Genomic DNA, 20,026 nt, shown 5'->3' with positions numbered 1-20,026 from the left:
GGGCAACGAGGAGGTGCCCGGCCCGGCGCGCCAGCCCGGCATTTCGCCACTCGTCCGAGTGAAACCCACGGCGAAACGCCCCTCGTGGTCACCAGCCCCGGAGGTGATCCGGTAGGCAGGCGCGATGTCTACCACCGCCTGCGTCCGAGCGACCGACCACGAATTGGAGTACCGCGGCTTCCGGTTCGTGGCCCGCACCGCCACCACGGGTGCCGCCGCCACCGAACCACTCGTCATCATCGGCGGTTCCTCCCAGTACCGGCACTCCTGGATGCGCTACGAGCGGCAGTTGCTGGAGCACACCAGCATGGTGACCCTGGACCTCCCCGGTTACGGGGATTCCGACCACCTGCCCGCCGAGCACGGCCCGGACTTCCTGGTCGGGGCCGTCCACCACACCATCGGCGCGCTGTCGCTGGGGCCGGTGAACCTCTTCGGGGGCTGCTTCGGCTCCCCGATCGCCCTGCGGCTGGCCCACGACCACCCCCGGGCCGTGCGCCGCCTGATGCTGACCGCGCTCACCGCGGAGTTGACCCCCGAGGCCGTGGCCCGCGTCCACCACTGGAGCCGGATGTGGGACGCCGGTCAGTTCGGGGAACTCGCCGACGCCATGGTGGGGGAGTTCATGTCCCCGGCGCACCTGCCCGTGAAGCGGCGCCGGATCGTGGAACGGCACATGCGCCACACGATGGCGACCCGCGACCAGCGCGCCCTCGCCCAGGACTTCACCCACCGCGAGCGCCTCCTCGCCCACTCCTGGCACCTGACCCACCCCACCGTCACCGCGCCCGCCCTCCTCATCGCGGGCGAGCACGACACCTTCACCCCGCCCGCCAGGGGCCGCGAGGTCGCCCGCGCCATCGGCGGCCGCTTCACCACCGTCAAGGAAGCCGACCACCTCCTGCACCTCGAACGCGACACCGAACTGGCCGACCTGATGGTCCACTTCTTCACCGACCGGCCCCTGGATTCCCTCCCCTACCTCAACCCCGTCGAACACCCCGGCGCCGCTTCCGCGGTTCACCGTTCCTCGACCCGCACGGGCGGGTAGCGGCGGTCCCAGTGACCGGGGCGGTTCTTCGGGGAAGCGTGGTTGAAGTGGGCGAAGGCGTCCTCCACCAGGGTCTCGATGATGTGCCGCTGGGGGAGGCGGTCGAGGTAGCGCAGGCCCGGGGCCTCGATGTGGCTGCCCAGGACGGCTCCGGCGATGGCGCTGACGAGGGGGCGGTTGCCCTCGTGCTGGATGGCGCGGCGGTAGGTCCACTCGGGGAGGTGTTCGTGGCCGGAGGCCGCCGCCAGCGCCAAGCGCAGGGTGGTCATGGCGTCGCGCGCTGAGGCCAGGCGCGCCGGGTGGGGCATGTCGGGGACACCGGAGCAGCGGTAGTCGGGGAGCCGCAGGTCGAGGTCGCGGAGGTCGAGTTCCGGGAGGAGCAACCAGAGGCGGTTGTCCAACGGCTGCTTGCGCAGCATCTCGGCGAAGACCCGGGCCAGGTGGTGGGTGGCCTGCGCGTCCTCCGGGGCGGCCAGCGCCGGGACGGCGGTGAACAGCCCGCCCTCGGGGCGGGAGTGCGGACCGCCTTCGAGGAGCGCGAGCGGGAGGGCGGAGACGAGGCCCGCCGCGCCCGGGTCGACCAGCGCCGGGACGGGGCCGAGGACCCTCGGCAGCCAGCCGTCGTCGGCGGTGAGGCCCGCTCGGGCGGCAGCGGCGAGCCCGCCGGGGTTCGGGTGGTCGTGGGCGAGGCGGATGAGGCCGTCGGTCAGGGCGAGGAGGCGGCGGGTGTGGGGCCCGATGCGGAACTGGTCGGGTGCCGACCACCGGCCGCCGTTGTTGGCGCGGGCCGAGGCCTCGCCCAGCGCGAAGCCGAGGTAGGCGCCGAGCACCTTCGGATAGCTGTAGCGCCAACCGTAGTTGTGGTTCGGGTGGAACTTGCCGTAGGTGTCCAGCACGGGCAGGGGACGGCCGTCGTCGTCGTAGCCGGTGCGGAAGCCCTCGGCGGTGGGGTCGGCGGGCAGCGGGTGGTTGTTCTCCGACGCGGCCCGGCTCCACAGCCCGGCGCGGGCGATCGCCCGGACCTGGTCGTCGTGGAGTTCCCACCCGTTCTTGAACGCGGCCCCCACCGCGCCCTCCGGCCCGTGCTCCATCGGCTGCACGCCCAGCTCGCCCGCCAGCAGCCGCAGTTCCGCGGCGAGCTGCTCGCTCTGGTCGAACCGGGTGTGCTCCTCCCACACCGGGGCGAAGACCCGGGGGAAGTCCCGCAGCACCTCCGCCAGGTCCCCGGCGCGGAAGTGCTCCGTCCGCTGCGCCCCGCGCAGCGTGACCCGCGAGTCGGCCGAGACGTTCTGGGCGTAGGTGGACAGCGACACCTTGACCCACCTGGTGTCGCCGCCGTCCACGCCCATGGCCAGGGTGCTCGCGTAGACCACACCCCGGGCGGGCTGCGGGACGTACCCGTCCAGTTGCGTCAACGCCACCAGGAACTGCCGGTCGTCGAGCCAGTTCGCGTTGCGGAAGACCAGCACCCACTCCAGCGGTTCCCGCGGCCTGCGCATCCCCTTGCGCAGACCGCCGGGCCGGTACCCGCTGTTCGGGATCTGCTCGTCGGTCTCGGGGTCCCGCCAGCCCACGACGGCCTGCGGCGGCACGCCCAGGTACTGCAACCCGGACTCCTCGAACTCCGGGTCCAGCAGTTCCAGCAGGCGACGCTCACCGGGGACCGCCGCGGGCGTGCTGACCATGTCCGGCATCGGTGGCGCCTGCCGCAGTTGCCCGTCGGGCTCCCGCACGATCAACGCGGGTGCGGGGAAGAGCTCCGCCAGCGGGTTCGACCCGTCGATGTGGGTCAGCGAGTTGTACGGCACCGACCACCCCTCCGGGGTGCGCACCACCTTGTCCCGCTCCACCCCCAGGGTGTCGAGCCCGCTGACCCGCAGCCACTCCTCGACCCGCCGCACGGCCTCGTCGGCGTCGATCCGCCAGCCCCGCACGCTCACCGCTGCCCCCGCTTGCCCGTCACCACGTTCTTCGGCTCCTGCCCGGCGGCCCGCCTGCGCTCGTCGTCCTCCCACAACCCGTGCGTCCGCTGCCGCAACGAGGTCACCAGCGCGCGTTCGGCCGGGTCGAGCCGCTTGCGGCCCTCGGACCGGGCGTTGGCGTAGATCGCCTCGATCGTGTCGTAGAGCGCGAACACCGGGCCCTCACCCGAGAGCTGCTGCCGGAGCTCCTCGCACTCCCACACGTACTGCTCGACGGGCACGGTCGTGATGTGGCTCGTCGTCGTCGCGCCCACGACCTCGAACACCAGGTCGTCGGCGGTGTCGAACCGGCCCGTGTCGCGGTTGAGCAGGTAGCCGTGCTCGACCCCGTCCTCCCCCCGTTCCACCCGGTACGGTGTCTGCCAGTAGCGGAAGTGGTCAACTGTCCCGGCCATCACGCCTCATCGCTTTCCGTGGTCCCGCCCGCCTCGGCGAACGCGGCGCCGAACAACTCCTGCTCGCGGCGCAGGATCGAGTCGACCAGGGCTTGCTCCCGCGCCGCCATGCGTGGCGCGACCCGGTCCTCCGGCGCTCGTCCCGCGTTCTCCGCCGCCGCCCGCTCGGCGGCCATCGCCCTGATGTCCCGGCGCACCTCGTAGAGGGCGTGCTCGTACCGCGCCACCTCGTCGATCTTGTACAGGTGCAGCCGCAGTTCCCCGACGTGCGCGGACCCGTCGGGCAAGGTCATGCGCACCGTCATCTGCAAGTCCCGGTAGCCGCTCACCTGGGGTTTGGCGAAGCGGTCGTCGAAGGTCACGATCTCGAAGGGGCTGCCGGGCCGGTCGACGATCGACAGCAGCGCCGCCAAGCCGCGGTAGGCGTCGGACATCGTGTGGAACTGCACCTTCGAGCCGACGAGGTCGGTCAGTTGAGCAGGCGTCCTGCCCGGCGCCGAGGCCTTGTCCCACGCGCGGACGCGGCTCTTCTCCGATCGACGCGAATGCGCCTCACCGCCTGCCGCCTCGGCCACCTCCGCGGCGAGCGAGTGCAGCAGTCGCTGCTTGCCCGCCCAGTTCGAGAACAGCGACTCCAGGTACTCGCGCCGGTAGTCGTCGTCGCCGTCGCGGCTGCTGTCGTACCCGCCCTGCTGCCGCTGGTCGACCGGGGTGTCGTTGGCGAAGCCGCGCGCATCGTCGGCGATCCGCACCTGCTCCGGCGTGCGCGAGGCAGGCCGCGGCGCGGCCGAGGGCTCGCCTGCCCGCGCCGCGCCGCCCCCGTCCTCGGTGCGGTCGAGGCAATCGTTGAGGATTCCGACCGCCTCGTGGTGGCTCAGCAGGTTGGCCAGGGCCTGCGGGCGCTGCAGGAACGAGGTCTCCAGGAACGGGGTGTTCCGCATCGACCGCAGCAACTCCGGGTGGCGCGGCAGCAGGACGGCGATGGCCTCGCCGACGTGCAGGCGGAGTGCCTCCCCGTTGGCGCGCACCGTGATCTTGGCCGAATCGTCGCGCAGGCTGGCCCGGTCGGCCAACCGCATCGCGGCCTCGACCTCCGGGCGGCGCAGGTACTGCCGCACCTCCTCGGCCGTCGGGAGCCCGCGCGGGTCCACCGCGGGCGTGCCCCGGTCGGCAGGGGTCCCGGCATCCTCCGACCCGTGCGGGCGATCCGCTCCGGGATCGGGCTCCGCGCCGCCGAACCCGCCCTCTCCGCGGTGCTGCCCGGGGGGTGTCCCGACGGCGCGCTCGCGATGCCTGCGGGACACCTCTTCGAGGTCGTAGGGCAGCAGTCGCACCCGGTGGGCGTTCGTGGGCAGGTGCAGCAGGGTGTTGGACTGCCCGTCCACGAACGCGACGCCGTGCCGGGTGTGCACCACGTCGGCGACGTGCTTGTGGGTGGTCCCGCCGGGACCGACGAACTCGACCGCGACCACCGCGCGCGAGCCGGTCGCCCGCCCGCGCATTTCCCGGATGACGCTGTCGAAGTCCCGGTGCTCCTGCCACGAGCCGCCGAGCCGGTCCTGCACGTACTCCAGCGTTCCGTGCGAGTCGAGGTGCTCGGGCCGCACCGGGCCCGCCTCCGCCTCGATGCCCGCGTGCCGCAGCGCCGAAGCCGTGGCGACCCTCGTGCAGTTGGTGCGGAATCCGTTCTCGTGGGCGAGTGGGTGGCGGAACCCCGGGTTCACCACCGCGATCTTCGGGTGCTCCGCGGCCAGGTACCGCCCCGCGTCGAACGGGTGCGCGGTTCCGGCGTGGATCGCGGCCTCGAACGGCGGCCGGGTGGCGCGGGACAGCCGTCCCCACTGTTGCGAGGAGCTGAGGCGGGGGTCCACGGGCTGCGTGAGGTCCGCCATCCGCCCGCTGCTCATGAGCCGCCGCGGGTTCGCAGGCGGCGGGTGCTCGTTGGACCGGGGCCGGTGCTCATCGGGCAGTCGGACGGTCTGGGCGTGGTCAGACCTGCGCAGGGGCGCGGGTTGCCCGCCGGGGCGTGCCTGCGGCGCGGCGGTGTGCGCGTTGTCGGGCCGGTTCGCCTCGGGCGCTGCTGTGCGGTGCCCCGGCGCGACCTCATCGCGGTGCCGTGGCCCGGTCGGGGGGTCCTCCGACCGCAGTGCGTCGGTTGCCCCTGTGCGTTGCCGTGGTGCGCCTTGCCCCGGATGCGCCGAGTCGGGTGCCCCCGTGCGCTGCGGTGCGCCTTGCCCGTGGTCGAGACGCTCCGGGTCCGGTGAACCTTCGCGCTGCGAAGGGTTTCGGCTGTGGTCGGACCCCGGTGAGTCGGGTGCTGTTCCACTCCGGTGTGGAGCACCCTGCGCGTTGTCGGGCCGGGGCGGTGCGGGCGCCTCGGCGCGGTGCGCCGGGATTCGGCCGTCGACGCGGTCCCGGGGTGTGCTCTGCGCTTGGTCTGCCCGGGTCGAGGTCGGCGCCTCGGCGCGGTCGGGTGTGTGGGCGGTGTCCGGCTGGTGCGGTGCCGTGGTCGCTCCGGGTCGCCGCGCTGCCGATTCCCGGGCGTTGCCGTCGGGCTGGGTGCGGTGCTCCGACCGGGCCTCGCCCTGGCGGTCGGCGCGCCTCGCACCCGAGGCCTCGTCCGACCCCGCGTCCCTGCTCGACGCCGTGCCGTCCCCGTCGAGGCGGTTCCTCAGCGACTCGCCGGGGGACCTGTTCGGGCGGGGTGCGTCCCCGTCGGGCGTCGAGGCCTCGGCGCCGTCACCGCCGAGGGCGTCGAAGATGGGGGAGTTGCCGCCGCCTGCCGCGGCCTTCGCGGCCTCGGCCTCGCGGCGGGTCCTCTCGGCCGCGTTGATCCCACGACGCCGGTTGAGCTCGGCCTCGGCCTCCCTCGGGCCGAGGTGCTCCGGGTCGCCCGCGACGACCTCCTTGACGTGGATGATCGTCTTTTCCCGGAGCGCGCCGTCCGCGCCGAGGACCTCGCGGGTCTCCTTGGAGACGGTGTGCCACTGGCTGCCGGGCTTGGTGATGCCCTCGCGCTCGCCGTCCTTGAGCGACAGCGCCTGGATGTCGCGGGCCGTCTTGCCCTCGACGTGGATTTCGACGTCGTCGCCGAAACCGCTCTTGTCGTCCGGGTGTTCCTTGATCGTCGCGCTCACCAGCGCGGGCTCGACCGTGGTCTTGCCGACCTCGTACTGGGAGGCGATCCACCGCGCCCCCGCCGCGCCCCGCGACGTCGTGATGCCGCGGACCATGCTCAGTCGCCGGGCGGGCAGCTCGTTGATCGCCGACACGATCGCCCGGTTGGCGTCGACCATGCTCTCGAACGCCCGCGAATCGCGCCCCGGGCCGACGCGCATGGCCGAGTTGACGTTGTCGAACACGTCGTGCTCGGTGTAGGTGTGCAGGGCGATCGCCCCCGCGTCGGACAAGCGGGCCAGCTCGGGCGCGGCGTCACGCAACCGCAGGGCTTCGCTGGTCAGCGCATCGAGGCGGTCGGTCTTGTGCTCCGGCCCGAGGACCAGCCGGGCGAAGGAGGCGTTCTGCTCGCGCCCGGCCCGGTAGTCGGGGTCGTACAGGTACCCGTCGCTGATGTCGGGCGGTTCCGTCGACGGCTCCAAGGCGTCGGTGATGCTGCTCTGAACAGGTGGGGGCGTGTCCTGCTCGGTGTCGACCGGCTCGTCCCCGGCCGGGCTGCCACCGCCCGACGCGGTGTCGTTCGGCTTGTCCTCGTCGGGCGTGCTGGTCTCGAACGCGTGGTCCGGCTTCGGGTCGGCGCGCTTCGGCACCGGGCTCTCGGCATCCGCCTCAGACCTCGTCGGCCGCGCGGGTGTCCTGTCGACCGGTCGGGCTGCGCCGGGCTCCGGGGCCCGGGGCCCGTCCGGAGCCTGGGGCCGCCACCGATCACCCTCCGGGGGCGTGTGCTGCTCCGGCGGTGCTTGTGCGGGGTGCGGAGCAGGTGCCTGCGGGGTACGCCCGTCCGGCGGGCGCTGTCCGGCCTCGGAGTGGCGTGGCGGGAACTGCCGGTCGGGCGGCGGACCCGGCACCCGGTCCGGCTGGGAACCCCGCGGCGGCCTGTCGCCGCGGGTGCCCCCGGGCGGCTGGACGCCGGACGGCTGCTGGTGCGGGCTGGGCCTGCTGCCGGTGTGGTTCGGTCCCCACCCGCCCGCGGGTCCCTGCCGGTACGGCCCCGGCTGATCCGGGGCGTTCCGGCGGGGCGGGTGACCGCCGTGCCTGCCCGTCCGGTTCGGACCGCCTCGCTGGAACGGCGCCCCTTGCCCGTGCTGCTCGCCCTGCTGGTGCTGCCCACCCGGGTGCTGCGGACCCGGGTGTTGCGGACCACCCTGCTGGAGGGGAGCGCCCTGCGGTCCAGGCCCAAGCGGTACGAAGCCTGCCCGCGGACCAGGCGGCATCGGGGGTTGATCGCCGTGGGGGCGCGGTCCGCGTCCGCGCGGTGCGGTTCCTGGAGGCGGGCCCTCCGGGCGTGGTCCGTGGAAGTTGTCCGGTGACGACGGGGGCACCGGCCTCCGCTGCGGTACACCGCCACCCTGCCAGGAGCCGCCCCGCTGGGGCGGTCTGCCGCCACCCCACGGGGGGTGGCCGCCACCCGGAGGAGTCCCGCCCACCGGTTGTTGGCCGAACCCGGGTCCACCGCCGCCCTGCTGACCGCGCGTGGACCCCGACAGCGGGGGACCGCTGTCGGGGGCGAGGCCGCTCGGCATCGCACCGAAGCCGCCGGTGGCCGTGCCCGGTGTGGTGGACCCCGCCGATTTGGTGGAGCCGCCGCGGCTCTCGCCGGGCGCACCGGGGCCGCTGCCTCCGGCGAACCCCCCACCGGAGGACTGGCCGTGGTCGTGCGCACGCGGGCTGTCCGCGCGGTGCCCCGAGTCCGCGGCGGGCGGGCTGCTGTGACCGGTGGAACCGGGGTGGCCGTGGGCGGGCCCGCCGCCGGGCACCTGCGGAATGCTCTGCGAGGGGCCGCCGTGCCCTGCCGAGCCCGAGGTGCCGGGAGTTCCACCGCCGGGGTGCGAGGTGGGGGAGCTCGGGTGGCCGGAGCTGCCACCGCCGGGGTGCGGAGCGCTCTGGGACGAGTTGCCTGCCGCGTGCGGTGCACCGGTGTCGGTGCCGTGCGCGGCGCCCCCGGTGCCGGTGTGGCGGCTGTTGTGCGCCTGCGACGAGCCGCCGTCGAGGCTGTGCCCGGGATTCCCCCCGCCGGAGTGCGGTGACGACGCTGGGTTGTCGGGTGTTCGAGCGGCACCTGCCTTGTGATCGCCGCCTGCGGGCTGTGCCGGGGCTGAGCTGTTGTGGCCCTGCGAGGACGCGCTGTGGCCACGGGGCTCTGCGCTGCCCGGAACCGGGTGGCTCGTGCTCGGGGAGCCGCCGCTCTGGCTGTGCGGGGCGGGGACCTGCCCGCCGCCTTGCGCAGGTCCGAACGGACTGCCCCCGGAACCCCGGGACGGGCTCGACGTCGGGCCGTGCGAGTTCCCCCCGGTCGCGGGCTGGGCGGGGCGTGCGCCGCCGTCGCCCAGCGAGTGGCTGCCCGTCGGGGTGTCGGGACCGGATGGGGGAGGGGCAGGGGGGTGCGGCGGTGTGCGCGGTCCGGTCGACGGGTCTGCCGCGGGTGGGGCGGACGCTGCTTCCGTGCTGGTGTGCGCCGCGCCCACCACCGGCCGCGGCACCGGGGCGACCTGCGAGCCCGCGGTCGCGGAACCGGCGTCCGCCGCGGGGTTCGACGACGGTGCCGTCGGGGTGGGGCCGTCCTTGACCCGGTCGACCCCCCGGTCGACGGCCCCGCTGGAGGCGCCGGTGAGGACGTCGCGGGCACTGAGTTCGTCGAGGTCGCCGGTGACCGCGGCCTGGGCGACGGTGGAGGTCACGCCCTCGGTCGCCCCCCGGGCCATGCCGCGCGCGGCGTCGTCGACGACGTGGCGGGCCACGCTGTCCGAGGCCCCGCGGGTGACGTTCTTCGGCGCGGCGTCGGAGGCCAGGCCGATCGCGCCGTCGACCGCCCCGCTGATCGCGGAGTCGGTGGTCTTGTCCCAGTCCCAGTCCTTGCGCTCGCCCGCGACCATCTGCAGGCTCTGGATGCTGACGTCGAGCGCGACGTTCTGGAGCACCTCGGCCAGGACCCGCTTGACGATCTCCTGGGCGACCTTCTTGAAGCCCTGCTGCACGAGCTTCTGCAGCAGTTGCCGGAACAGTTGCTGAACGACCACCCGGGTCGCCAGTTGCGCGGGGACGATGCCCGCCGTCGACGCGCCGAAGGTGCACCACGACGTCGCGAGCATGGCGGCGATGGAGATCGCCAGCACGACCAGCGATGCGATGATCATGTACTTCGTGTACTCGACGTCCAGCGCGGTCGCGTCGGCCGAGTCGCCGAGCGCCTGGCACGCCTTCGCCAGCGCGGTGAAGTACGCGTCGTCGCCCTCGGCGAACTTTTTCCACAGGGTCTCGAAGTTGTGCGCGGCCTCGCCGGACCAGGACGCCAGCGCCTCCCGCGCGCCCCGGTCCGCCGTCTCCGACACGCCGGGGATGCCTCGCGCGGCGGCGTGCCACGCGTCGCGCAGCCGCCGGAGCCCGTCCTCGTCGCCCTCCGGCCAACTCTCACCGACGACGATGGGCAGCAGCCATTTGACCTCGTCGGGGATCTCCATGCCCACGGCTCAGCCACCGCCCCCGAAACCCGCCGTGTTCGTCCCCTCTGTGTCCCGGTAGGACCTGGCTGTGTCGACCAGTCCTCGGTGGACGTTGCGCAGACCCTCGACGACGGCGGCGAAGCCCTGTGCCGTGCCGTCGGCGCCGGGCACGTAGTCCTTCGCGAACTCCTGGCCGGACTCGTCATCGCCCCAGCACTCGCCCGCCGCACCGAGCGCGCCCTCCAGCGTCGCGGCGACACCCGCCAACCGTTCGGCGGCCGCGGCGAACCGCTCGGCCGCGCGCGCCGCGACATCCGGCTGGATGTCGATCTTCCCCCCGGGTGCGACCACGACTACCGCCGCCGCAGCCAGCTATCGGGAACGTCGTCGTCGGCGTCGCCCGGCGACTCGTGCGAGGGCGGGGCGTCGGCCTGCGGGACTGGGATGCCTGCCATCAGCCCGCGCAGGGAGGGCGCGTCGTCGAACAGGTCGCTGAGGTCGGGCAGCCCGCCGCTCACCGGCGCCATCAGGTCCGACACCCGTTCGCGCACCTCCGCCGCACCCTGGCGGGCCAGTTGCAGCACGGCTCGCGCCAACGCCTCCGGTGTCGACCGGTCGAACGCCGACGGCGCGAACTCGAGCGCGCTGAGCGCCCCGGACGAATCCACGCTCGCCCGCACCAGACCGTCCTTCGACGTCAACGACGCGCTGGCGCGCAGCGCCGCGTCCTGGGCCTCGCGCAGCGCCTCGGTCTGCTGCCGGAAGGTGTCGAGCAGGCCGTCCACCTGCTCCTTCGCCGCAGCGTTGCGCGCACGCAACAGCTCCAGATCGTCGTCCGCCACCAGTCCCCCTGAAACGTCCCCAAGCCGAGCGGGGGCAACCCTACCGCGCGGCGTTCCCCCCTGTGACCGGTTGTCCACAGCCCGTCGACAACGAGGCCACCGAGAACCATCCGCCGGGTGACCGGCACCGCTGCCGATCGGCCTCGGTCCCAGACGCTGGTGCTCCGTCGGGGAACCCGGTCTCGGAGACAGGTCCTACCCCCGGGGTGGGGTGAGGACGGGGGTGCGGCGCAGTTCGGCCTTGGCCACCGAGCGCAGGTGCACCTCGTCGGGCCCGTCGAACAGGCGCATCGCCCGGTGCCAGCCGTACATCGCGGCCAGCGGCGTGACGTCGGTGACGCCCGCCCCACCGTGGATCTGGATCGCCCGGTCCACCACGGCGGTGACGGCGCGGGGCACGGCGACCTTGGCCATGGCCACCAGGTCGCGGGCGGCCTTGTTGCCCTGGGTGTCGATCACGTGGCAGGCGTGGTGGCACAGCAGCCGCGCCTGCTCGACCTCCAGCCGGGACTCGGCGAGCTGCTGGCGCACCACGCCCTGGTCGATGAGCGGCCCGCCGAACGCCACCCGGGTGCTCGCCCGCTCGACCACCATGGCCAGCGCCCGCTCGGCGGCGCCGAGGGCGCGCATGCAGTGGTGGATGCGGCCGGGGCCGAGCCGGGCCTGCGCGGCGACGAACCCGCCGCCCTCCTCGCCGACGATGTTGCCCACCGGCACGGCCGCGTCGGTGAACCGGACCTCGGCGTGGCCGTGCTGGTCGTGGTGGCCGAACACCGGCAGGTCCCGCACGACCTCGACCCCGGGGGTGTCGCGGGGCACGATGACCATCGACTGCTGCCGGTGCGCCTCGGCCGCCGGGTCGGTCTTGCCCATGACGATGAAGAAGGCGCAGCGGGGGTCCATCGCACCGCTGGTCCACCACTTGCGGCCGTTGACCACGTACCGGTCGCCGTCGCGCTCGATGCGGGTGGCGATGTTGGTGGCGTCGCTGCTGGCGACCTCGGGCTCGGTCATGGCGAACGCGGAGCGGATCTCGCCCGCCAGCAGGGGTTCCAACCAGTCGCGCCGCTGCTGCTCGGTGCCGAGCAGGTGCAGCAGTTCCATGTTGCCGGTGTCCGGGGCCGCGCAGTTGATCGCCTCGGGGCCGATGTCCAGGCTCCAGCCGGACAGCTCGGCGATCGGCGCGTACTCGAGCTGCGTCAGGCCCGACTCGGCCGGGAGGAACAGGTTCCACAGGCCCGCGGCCTTCGCCGCGCCCTTCAGCTCCTCGACCACCGGCGGCACCTCGTGCCCGTCCGGTCCGGCCGCCGCCCGGTGCGCGGCGTAGGCGGCCTCGGCGGGCAGGACCTGCTCCTGCATGAAGACCACCATGCGGTCGTACAGCGCGCGGGCACGGTCCGAGGGCGCGGGGAGCACGTACACCGACACGGGAAGCCTCCTGAACAAACCGAGCGCTTGGTCGGTTCGACGCTAGGCCGCGGTCCGGTTCGCTGTCAACGCGAGTGCCCGGTCCGGACGACGTCGAGGGCGAAGTCGACGTACTGGCGGGCGACCTCCTCCGGCGACGACGGCCCCTCCGGTGACCACCACCGCGGCAGCGCGGTGCACATCGTCACCACCGCGCGCGCGGCCTCGTGCGGCAGCGGGGTGCCCATCAGCCCGCGTCGGCAACCCTCGGCCACCTCGTCGTCGACCATGCGCTGCACCTCCTGCCGGGCCGCGGTGATCCGCGCCCGGCTCTCCCCACCCAGGCCGCGCATCTCGCCTGCGCCGATGAACCCCAGGTCGCGGCGGTGCGTGTGGAACAGCGCCAGGCACTCGACCAGCCGCGTGAACCGCTCCACCGGCCCGTCCCCCTCGGCCCGCGCCGCCCTGGCGCGGGCGAGCAGGTCCGCCGCCGCCAGGTCGAGCAGCGCCACCAGCAGGTCCTGCTTGCTCGCCCAGTGGTGGTAGACGCCGGGCACGGACAACCCGGCCCGCTGGGCGATGTCGCGCACGCCCGCACCGTGGTAGCCCAGCTCGACGAACGCCTCCAGCGCCCCCGCCAGCGGTGGTTCCAGCTCCAGCGGCGGGAAGGCCCGCCAGTCGCTGCCCTCGGGCCGCTCCGGGCTCTCCACCAGGTCTTCCGGTCGGGTGCGCAGCAGGGCCGCGGCGGCGGCGAGCCGGTCCTCGGTGATCCTGGTGCGCCCGTTCTCCACGGCGCTCCAGGTGCCCGCGCTGACCGCGAGGGCGCCCGCGACCTCGCGAAGGGTCAGCCCCGCTGCCCGGCGGGCCTGCCGCAGCCGGGAACCCAGCGCGACCCGGTCCGCGTCGGCGGTGCCGCGCGCCGGGGTCGATCGAGCCAAGGCCGCCCTCCCGCACTCGCCGTCGCAGTGCGGGTGATCGTAGCTGAAATCCCGTTCGACCAGAGCGTTCGCTCGGTCGGTTTCAGGTTCAGGCGCGGTCGGTGGACCACGCCGCCCAGAGGCGGGCGTAGCGGCCGCCCGCGGCCACCAGCGTGTCGTGGTGGCCCTGCTCGACCACCTGGCCGCGGTCGAGGACGAGCACCAGGTCCGCCGCCGCGGCCTGGCTGAGCCGGTGCGCCACGACGATGCCGGTGCGACCGCGCAACGCCTCCGCCGCCGCGGTCTCCAGGACCCGGGCACCGCTGCTGCCCGCCTCCGCGGTGGCCTCGTCCAGGATGGCCAGCGCCGGGTCGGCCAGCACCAGGCGGGCCAGGGCGACCTGCTGGGCCTGGACCACGGTCAGCTCGTGCCCGCCCGCGCCGACCCGGGTGTCGAGGCCGTCGGGCAGCGCCAGCGCCCAGTCCAGCGCCCCGACGGTGGCCAGCGCGCCCCGGACCGCGTCGGCGTCCGCCCCGGGCGCGGCCAGGGCCAGGTCCTCGGCCAGGGTGCCCGCGAAGGTGTGCACCTCCTGGGTCACCAGCACAACGGCCTCGCGCAGCGCGACGGGGTCCAGGTCGGCCAGGGCCACCCCGCCCAGGTGCACCGAACCCGCTGTCGGCCGGTGGATGCCCGCGATCAGCTTGGCCAGGGTGCTCTTGCCGCCCCCGCTCGCACCGACGAGGGCCACGGTGCTGCCCGCCGGGATGTCCAGGTCCACCCCGCGCAGCACCTCGTGGCCGGCGACGTACGCGTGCCGCAGTCCCACCGCCTTCACCGACCCGTCGGCCGGGACCGCGCCGGTGCCCGCGCCCGCCCGGGGGCGCTCGTCGATCACCCCGACGAGCCGGGCCAGGCCTGCCGTGGCCGACTGGAGGGTGTCGAGCAGGAACAGCACCGAGTTGACCGGCCCGAACAGGTTGGCGAAGTACAGCGCGGCGGCACTGGCCGCGCCGATGGTCACCAGCCGGGCGTCCACCAGCACGAACCCCATGCCCAGCACCGCGGCCAGCCCGAGGAGTTCGGCGCTGTTGAGCCTGCCGAAGAACCGGGTCTGCGTCCTGGTCACCTCGACGACCAGGCCGTTGGTGGTGTCCACCCGCCGCCCCACAGCGGCCACGTGGTCCTCTGCCAGCCGGAACGCGCGGACGGTCGCCGCACCGCCGAAGCTGTCGAGCAACTGCTGCTGCTCCCCGGCCGCGGCGACCCGCTGGGCGGCGTACAGCGGCCCGGACCGGCGCAGGTACCAGCGCGCGGTCGCCACCTGGATCGGCACCGCCACCAGCGCCGCCGCGGCGAACCGCCAGTCCAGCGCCAGCAGCCCGAACAGCGTCAACCCGATCACCAGCGCCGACTGCACGAAGGTGGGGAAGGCCTGCCGCACCGCCTCGCTGACCGCCGCCACGTCCTCGGTGACCCGCGAGGTCAGGTCCCCCGACCCGCCCTCCTCGATCCGCTCCAGCGGGAGCGCGAGCACGCTGTCGACGAAGCCCTCCCGCAGCTCCGCCAGCACCCGCTCACCGAGCCGCGAGGCCAGTACCAACCCGCCGAACGCGAGTCCGCCCTGGCCGAGGGCGGCCAGCGCCAGCAGCACCACCCGACCGGTGATCGCCCCGGTGTTCCGGCTCGCGGCGAGGTCGACGACGCCGCCGAGCAGGGGAGCGGTGAGCAGGCTCAGCCCCGCCGCCCCGAGCAGCGCCACCGCGGCGAGGACCGCCTGCGTTCGGTGCGGTCGCAGCAGCGCCCACACCAGCTTCCGGGTGCGCTCCGGTGCGGCGATGGGCAGCGGCGCGTTGCCCGGGGGAGGGGTGCTCACGTCAGGACCGCCTCGCGGTAGCCGGGGTTCTGCGCCATCAGCCGGGCGTGGGTGCCGGTGGCCACCACCGAACCCCGGTCGACGAAGACGACGCGATCGACCTCGGCGAGCAGGGCCGGGCTGCTGGTCAGCAGGACGGTCGTCCGCCCCGCGCGCAGCTCGCGCAGCCCCGCGGCGATCCCCGCCTCGGTGACGGCGTCCACCGCTGTCGTCGGGTCGTGCAGCACCAGCACCGGCGGATCGGCGAGCAGCGCCCTGGCCAGCGCGACCCGCTGCCGCTGCCCACCCGAGAGCGACCGCCCCCGCTCGGTGACCGCGCTGGCGAGCCCGGCGGGCAGCGCCTCCGCCACCTGGTCCACCCGGGTGGCCGGGGCGACGCGGGCCAGGTCGGCGGTGGGGGAGGCCCGGACCGACAGGTTCTCCTCGACGCTGCCCTCGAACAGGTCGGCGTCGTGCGGGGACACCAGCACCGCCGCCCGCAGCGCCGCCGGGTCGAGCGAGCCGAAGCCCACCCCGTCGAGTCCGATGTGGCCGGACTCGGGGTCCGCCTCGCGGTTGAGGTAGCGCAGCAGCGCGGTCGCGGCGGCGGGATCGGTCACCACCACCCCGACCGACTCGCCCGCCGCGACCCGGATGTCCACACCGGACAACCCGGGGCCGCGCACCCCCGTCAGCACCAGTTCACCCGAGACCGGCCCGGTGACCTCGTCATCCCCGCCGGTCACCGCCGCGGGCGCGGCGAGCACACCGGCGATCCGCGCCGCCGAGGCCCGGCCCGCCGCCAGCGCGGCGGTGATCTCCCCGAACGTCCCCAGCGGCGCCAGCAGGAACTGCGCCAACCCCACCGCGGACACCAACTGGCCCACGGTGATCTCACCCGACGCCGCCAGCCGACCGCCGACCAGCGCCACCAGGGCCAGGAACAGCCCGTTGACCACGATGACCGCCCCGGAGTACCCCGCCTCCGCGCGAGTGGTGTGCAGGGTGGCGTCGAGCGATTCGCGGCTGGTGCGCCGGTACCGGGCCATCGCCGCGGCCTCCGCGCCGATCCCCTTCACCACCCGCACCCCGCGCACCAGGTCGGCGGCGACCCCGGCCGCCTGCGCTGCGCGTTCCTGCTGCGCGGCGCCGCGGCGCTCCAGCGGCGCGCTCAACAGCCGCACCACCAGCAGCAACGGCGGCGTGCCGAGCAGGATCAGCAGTCCCAGCGGCACCGAGAAGGCCAGCAGCGCCGCACCCGCCACGGTGATCCCCACCGCGGCGGCGATCCCGTGCGGCACCAGGAAGTTCACCGTCGCCGTCCGCCGCGCGTCGGCGGTCGCCACGCTGACCGCCTCCCCGGGGAGCAGGGCGCCCCCGCCGCGGGCGTCGAGTGCCCTGGCCGCCACCGCGAGCCGCAGCTCCCGGTCCGCCCGCACCCCGGCGAGCGTGCCGACCCGCATGCCGAACCGCCAGCACAGCGACAACCCGGCGAACGCCGCCGCCAGCAGCCCCAGCCACACCGGCAGCGCCCCCGCGTCCCCGGTGGCCACGGCGCGGTCGATGACCACCCCGATCAGGATCGGCACCGCCGCCTCACCCGCCTGGTAGCCGGTGAACAGCGCGGCGGCGGCGAGGATTCGGCCGCGCTGCGCGCGCATCGACCGGCGCAGGACCGCCCGCCCGGTGAGCACCGCGCCCCCCTCCACCGCGGTCAGAAGTCGTCGGCGTTCGTCAGCTCGTGCTCGAAGGCGTCCGCGCTGGCGACGAGCAGCTTGAGCGGCCGTTCGAACTCCTCCAGGACGCTCAGGTCCTCCAGCGGCACCGTGTGCTTGAGCAGCGCGACGCCGCCCGACACGGCCGCCCCGCCGATGAGGGCCGTGCCCGCGAGTTCGAGCAGCCTGCGCTGGTCGACCGCGTCGGCCCGACCGACGGCCGAGGAGATCTCCAGCCACGCCCGACCGTCCGCGTCGGGGACGTGGTGGACCGCGACCTGCTGGGTGCGGGTGCCCTCGGTGTCGAGCCGGAAGCGGAGCCAGCTTTCGTTCTCCTCCAGCACCTCGTACCGCGTGCGGACGTAGTTGATCACATCGGTCCAGGTGGTCACTCTCACTGCCTCCCGCGTCGAGCCGTTCGCCATCGTAGTACCAGGACGCGCCCAGGCGGTCGGGATCGACACCCGAAAGCCGGTCGCGGCGCCTCCCGGGAGAAGCGAGCCCCGCTCACCGGTGTCGTGCCGCCACCGTCCACACCGGATCACCCCCGGGGATCACGGCAACGGTACTCAGCGACCCCCGCACGCCGGCAGTTGAGGGTGACCGTGTGTATCACCCTCTGAAACATCTAATCCCTATCAACTATCTTGATATATAGGAATTCTGAAGCACAGTCAGGAATAGAAGAGTCACCAGCGAACCACACGGGGCCCATACCGGATCTCGGACTCCAGGGCGCAGTCACCGGTTTCCGCCGCTATGCGCCGGGCCTGGTCGAGGCGGTCCGACGACGCCCCGGTGCCGAGCCGGGCGTGCACCAGCCAGTCCCTGGCCAGGGCCAAGCCGAGACCCACCTGGTCGCCGACGTCTGCCGCGGCGGCCATGGCGGGCGGGAAGCACCGCAGGGCCGCGTCGTACCTCCCGGTGCGCATCAGCACATCACCGAGGTCACACCACACCCGGCAGGCACCGGACTGGTTGCCGATGTCGCGGAACAGGTCGAGGGCGATCCGTTGCTGCTCCTCCGCGGCGCGGTGGCGGCCGAGCCAGGCGTGGAGGATGCCCAGGCAGTTCCGCGCGTTGGCCTCGGCGTCGCGATCCGCCGCCTGCCCGGCGAACGCGATCGACCGCGGGTAACAGCGCAACGCCTCGCGCGGGCGGCCCATCCGGCGGTACACGCTGCCCAGGTTGTTGAGCGCCTTCCCCTCACCCGCGCGGTCACCACAGGCGCGGAACAGCGTCAACGCCTCCCGCAGGCAGGCCAGCGCCGCGGGGTACCGGCCTGTCTTCCACCGCACGACGCTGAGCCGCCTCAGCGCGTTCGCCCTCGTCCTCGGGCACGAGGACCGCGCCGCCGCGGTGTGCAGGGTCTCCGCATCCCGGTAGTGGCAACCGCCTTCCAGGTACTGGCCCAGCAGTTCCGAGAACTCGGCGCTGTGCGCTCCGGCGACCGCGACCAGGGTGGGGCGCTCGGCGTTGAGCCACGCGGTCGCGTCCGCGCGCGAGCGGAACACCGGCGCGGGGGAGTGGGCCACCGGCCGCTGGTGGCACTCGTACGGGGCGTAGCGGGCCATCGCCGACACGGCGGTGTGCCAGTAGTGGTGCAGCAACCTCGGCTCCACGCGACCACCCAACCGCGGGGACTCGGGCAACCGCCCCCCGGCGAGCCCTTGCAGGGCCTGCCTCCACCGGAGCGCGTCGCCACCGAGCACGGCGGCGATCTCCACCACCAGGTCTTCGTTGAGGCGCTTGCGGCCTGGGGAGAAACAGCGGTGCACGGTGTCGAACGCGGGCAGCTCGGCGACCCCGCGCCCGGACCGGGCGCGGCGCACCCGGCGGTGCATCTCGCGTTCGGACACCCCGGCCCACGCCCGCAGCTCCCGCAGTCGCCGCACCACGTCGTCGACGCACTGGGCCCCGGTGGGCGCGGGCGGAACTCCCCGTTCGACCGGTCTCACACTCCGTGATCTTACGGGTGACCGAGGTTGACCGAAAGTGATGACAACGCCGGGCGTCGATCAGCACGATTGCGTCACCGACACAACCCGAGGAGCCATGGTGAGCCGAATCGGTGGACTTCCGCTGCCCGCCCTGCCCGACATCGACGACGTGCCCCCGCTGACCGAGGCGGACCGGCCCTGCTTCGACGACCTCCGCGCGGTGCTCGCCGAGCACGGCATGCTGGGGCGGTTCGGCATCGCGCTGCTGCACGAGCACTTCGAGGTCGCCGACGACGAGATCCTGGTCGAGACCATCGACGTGGCCACCCGCACGCTCGTCTCCCGCCCCGAGAAGATCGCCGACCTCGGCGCCTACGCGAGCGTGGAGACCTCCTGGCGGCTCGACGATCCCGACACCGCCCCGATGGCCCGGTGCACGACGGCCTGCCGCCCGGCCACCTTCACCGAGAGCAGGCACAAGTCGGTGCACGTCAACCGGTGAACCGGGTCCTGCTGGTGCTCGCCCACCCCCGGGCGGGCTCGCTGACCGGCCAGGTCGCGGCGCGGGTGCGGGCCCGGCTGGTCCACGCTGGGTTCGACATCGACTTCCTGGACCTGTACGCCGAGGGCTTCGACCCGAGGATGCGGCCGGAGGACGAACCGGACTGGGCGGACCCGGGCAAGCCCGGCTCGCCCGAGGTCGAAGGGCACAAGGCGCGCATCGGGCGGACCGATCACGTGCTCGCGGTCTTCCCGGTCTGGTGGTCGGGGCCGCCCGCGATCCTGAGGGGCTGGATCGAACGCACCTGGGCCCACGGCTTCGCCTACACCCGGGAGGGGTCGAACCTCGCGGTGCGCAGCACGCTGTGGCTGGGGCTCGCGGGCAGTTCAGCCGAGCAGTTCGCCACCGCGGGCCTCGACCGCCACCTCGACCGCCAGCTCCGGGTCGAGGTGGCGGAGTTCTGCCGCATCGAGCACTCCCGGGTGCGCCTGATCCACGACAGCGTCGATGCCGAGGACCCCTCGGTGCTCGCCAGGATCTGGCGCACCGCGGACGCCGTCGTCGAGGAGTTCATCGGTTGTGCCGGTCCGTGACGACCTCCGGGGCCTGTTGCGGGAATCAGGGACCAGGCCACGAGGTCGGTCGACACGGGCGGCTCGTGAACTCCCCCGTTTCAACCTATGAAATATTTATCGCCTATTAACTATCAAGATAATAACTCATTCAACAACAACAGACCAAGCAAGAACCCGCCAGGACAAGCGGCGCACAGGGGCGGGTGCACAGGAGGGGGACCGGCGAGCCGG

General features: G+C 74.0%; 14 protein-coding genes. 3 read left to right on the top strand and 11 right to left on the bottom strand.

The annotated features are described in order from the left end of the window. The first annotated feature begins 124 nt into the window (after positions 1-124). Positions 125-1,051, top strand: coding sequence for an alpha/beta fold hydrolase (locus tag UO65_RS19190; RefSeq protein WP_052021364.1), 927 nt, complete (start codon positions 125-127; stop codon positions 1,049-1,051). Here UO65_RS19190 and UO65_RS19185 read toward each other — a convergent pair. The 11 genes from UO65_RS19185 to UO65_RS19135 form a co-directional block, all read right to left on the bottom strand. Beyond that, entirely contained in the window at positions 1,021-2,991 is a 1,971-nt protein-coding gene (locus UO65_RS19185) for a YrhB domain-containing protein (protein ID WP_161784486.1), read from the bottom strand. The genes UO65_RS19190 and UO65_RS19185 overlap by 31 nt on opposite strands. Continuing rightward, the gene (locus UO65_RS19180) at positions 2,988-3,428 is read right to left on the bottom strand and encodes a hypothetical protein (protein ID WP_035284579.1); all 441 of its coding nucleotides are present in this window, start codon (positions 3,426-3,428) and stop codon (positions 2,988-2,990) included. The genes UO65_RS19185 and UO65_RS19180 overlap by 4 nt, the downstream gene beginning before the upstream one ends. After that, positions 3,428-10,063, bottom strand: a complete 6,636-nt coding sequence (locus tag UO65_RS19175) for a WXG100-like domain-containing protein (RefSeq protein ID WP_233427741.1) — start codon at positions 10,061-10,063, stop codon at positions 3,428-3,430. Before UO65_RS19175 ends, UO65_RS19180 begins: the two co-directional genes overlap by 1 nt. A 9-nt stretch (positions 10,064-10,072) precedes the next feature. Continuing rightward, positions 10,073-10,396: a WXG100 family type VII secretion target gene (locus UO65_RS19170; protein WP_052021363.1), complete on the bottom strand. Its 324-nt coding sequence runs from the start codon at positions 10,394-10,396 to the stop codon at positions 10,073-10,075. Between the two features lie 2 nt (positions 10,397-10,398). After that, positions 10,399-10,887: a YbaB/EbfC family nucleoid-associated protein gene (locus UO65_RS19165; protein ID WP_052021362.1), complete on the bottom strand. Its 489-nt coding sequence runs from the start codon at positions 10,885-10,887 to the stop codon at positions 10,399-10,401. 195 nt (positions 10,888-11,082) lie between these two features. Further along, positions 11,083-12,258, bottom strand: a complete 1,176-nt coding sequence (locus tag UO65_RS19160; RefSeq protein ID WP_200873407.1) for an acyl-CoA dehydrogenase family protein — start codon at positions 12,256-12,258, stop codon at positions 11,083-11,085. A 122-nt stretch (positions 12,259-12,380) separates the two neighbouring features. Further along, entirely contained in the window at positions 12,381-13,232 is an 852-nt protein-coding gene (locus UO65_RS19155) for a TetR family transcriptional regulator (protein WP_035284576.1), read from the bottom strand. Between the two features lie 88 nt (positions 13,233-13,320). Then, positions 13,321-15,084, bottom strand: coding sequence for an ABC transporter ATP-binding protein (locus UO65_RS19150; protein WP_035284574.1), 1,764 nt, complete (start codon positions 15,082-15,084; stop codon positions 13,321-13,323). Beyond that, the gene (locus UO65_RS19145; RefSeq protein WP_052021369.1) at positions 15,081-16,724 is read right to left on the bottom strand and encodes an ABC transporter ATP-binding protein; all 1,644 of its coding nucleotides are present in this window, start codon (positions 16,722-16,724) and stop codon (positions 15,081-15,083) included. The genes UO65_RS19150 and UO65_RS19145 overlap by 4 nt, the downstream gene beginning before the upstream one ends. A 53-nt stretch (positions 16,725-16,777) precedes the next feature. After that, positions 16,778-17,170, bottom strand: a complete 393-nt coding sequence (locus UO65_RS19140; protein ID WP_035284570.1) for a hypothetical protein — start codon at positions 17,168-17,170, stop codon at positions 16,778-16,780. Positions 17,171-17,467: 297 nt separating this feature from the next. Then, positions 17,468-18,736 (bottom strand): tetratricopeptide repeat protein, encoded by a 1,269-nt coding sequence (locus UO65_RS19135; RefSeq protein WP_152552160.1) that lies wholly within the window; start codon positions 18,734-18,736, stop codon positions 17,468-17,470. A 100-nt stretch (positions 18,737-18,836) separates the two neighbouring features. Here UO65_RS19135 and UO65_RS36845 point away from each other — a divergent pair, with 100 nt between their 5' ends. Together UO65_RS36845 and UO65_RS36840 are read left to right on the top strand one after the other, a co-directional pair. Next, on the top strand, positions 18,837-19,220 hold the full coding sequence (locus UO65_RS36845) for a hypothetical protein (protein WP_161784485.1): 384 nt from the start codon (positions 18,837-18,839) through the stop codon (positions 19,218-19,220). After that, positions 19,217-19,813, top strand: coding sequence for an NAD(P)H oxidoreductase (locus UO65_RS36840; protein ID WP_035284564.1), 597 nt, complete (start codon positions 19,217-19,219; stop codon positions 19,811-19,813). The genes UO65_RS36845 and UO65_RS36840 overlap by 4 nt, the downstream gene beginning before the upstream one ends. The last annotated feature ends 213 nt before the right edge of the window (positions 19,814-20,026 follow it).

The sequence above is a fragment of the Actinokineospora spheciospongiae genome (assembly GCF_000564855.1).
Lineage (GTDB): Bacteria > Actinomycetota > Actinomycetes > Mycobacteriales > Pseudonocardiaceae > Actinokineospora > Actinokineospora spheciospongiae.
The sequence above is the reverse complement of the archived record's forward strand: the minus strand, read 5'-3'. Positions and strand labels throughout refer to the sequence as shown.

Coding starts and splice junctions, on each gene's coding strand:
- UO65_RS19145 (WP_052021369.1), bottom strand. CDS start 16,724: ATGCGCGCGCAGCGCGGCCGAATCCTCGCCGCCGCCGCGCTGTTCACC.
- UO65_RS19180 (WP_035284579.1), bottom strand. CDS start 3,428: ATGGCCGGGACAGTTGACCACTTCCGCTACTGGCAGACACCGTACCGG.
- UO65_RS19190 (WP_052021364.1), top strand. CDS start 125: ATGTCTACCACCGCCTGCGTCCGAGCGACCGACCACGAATTGGAGTAC.
- UO65_RS19160 (WP_200873407.1), bottom strand. CDS start 12,258: ATGGTGGTCTTCATGCAGGAGCAGGTCCTGCCCGCCGAGGCCGCCTAC.
- UO65_RS19175 (WP_233427741.1), bottom strand. CDS start 10,063: ATGGAGATCCCCGACGAGGTCAAATGGCTGCTGCCCATCGTCGTCGGT.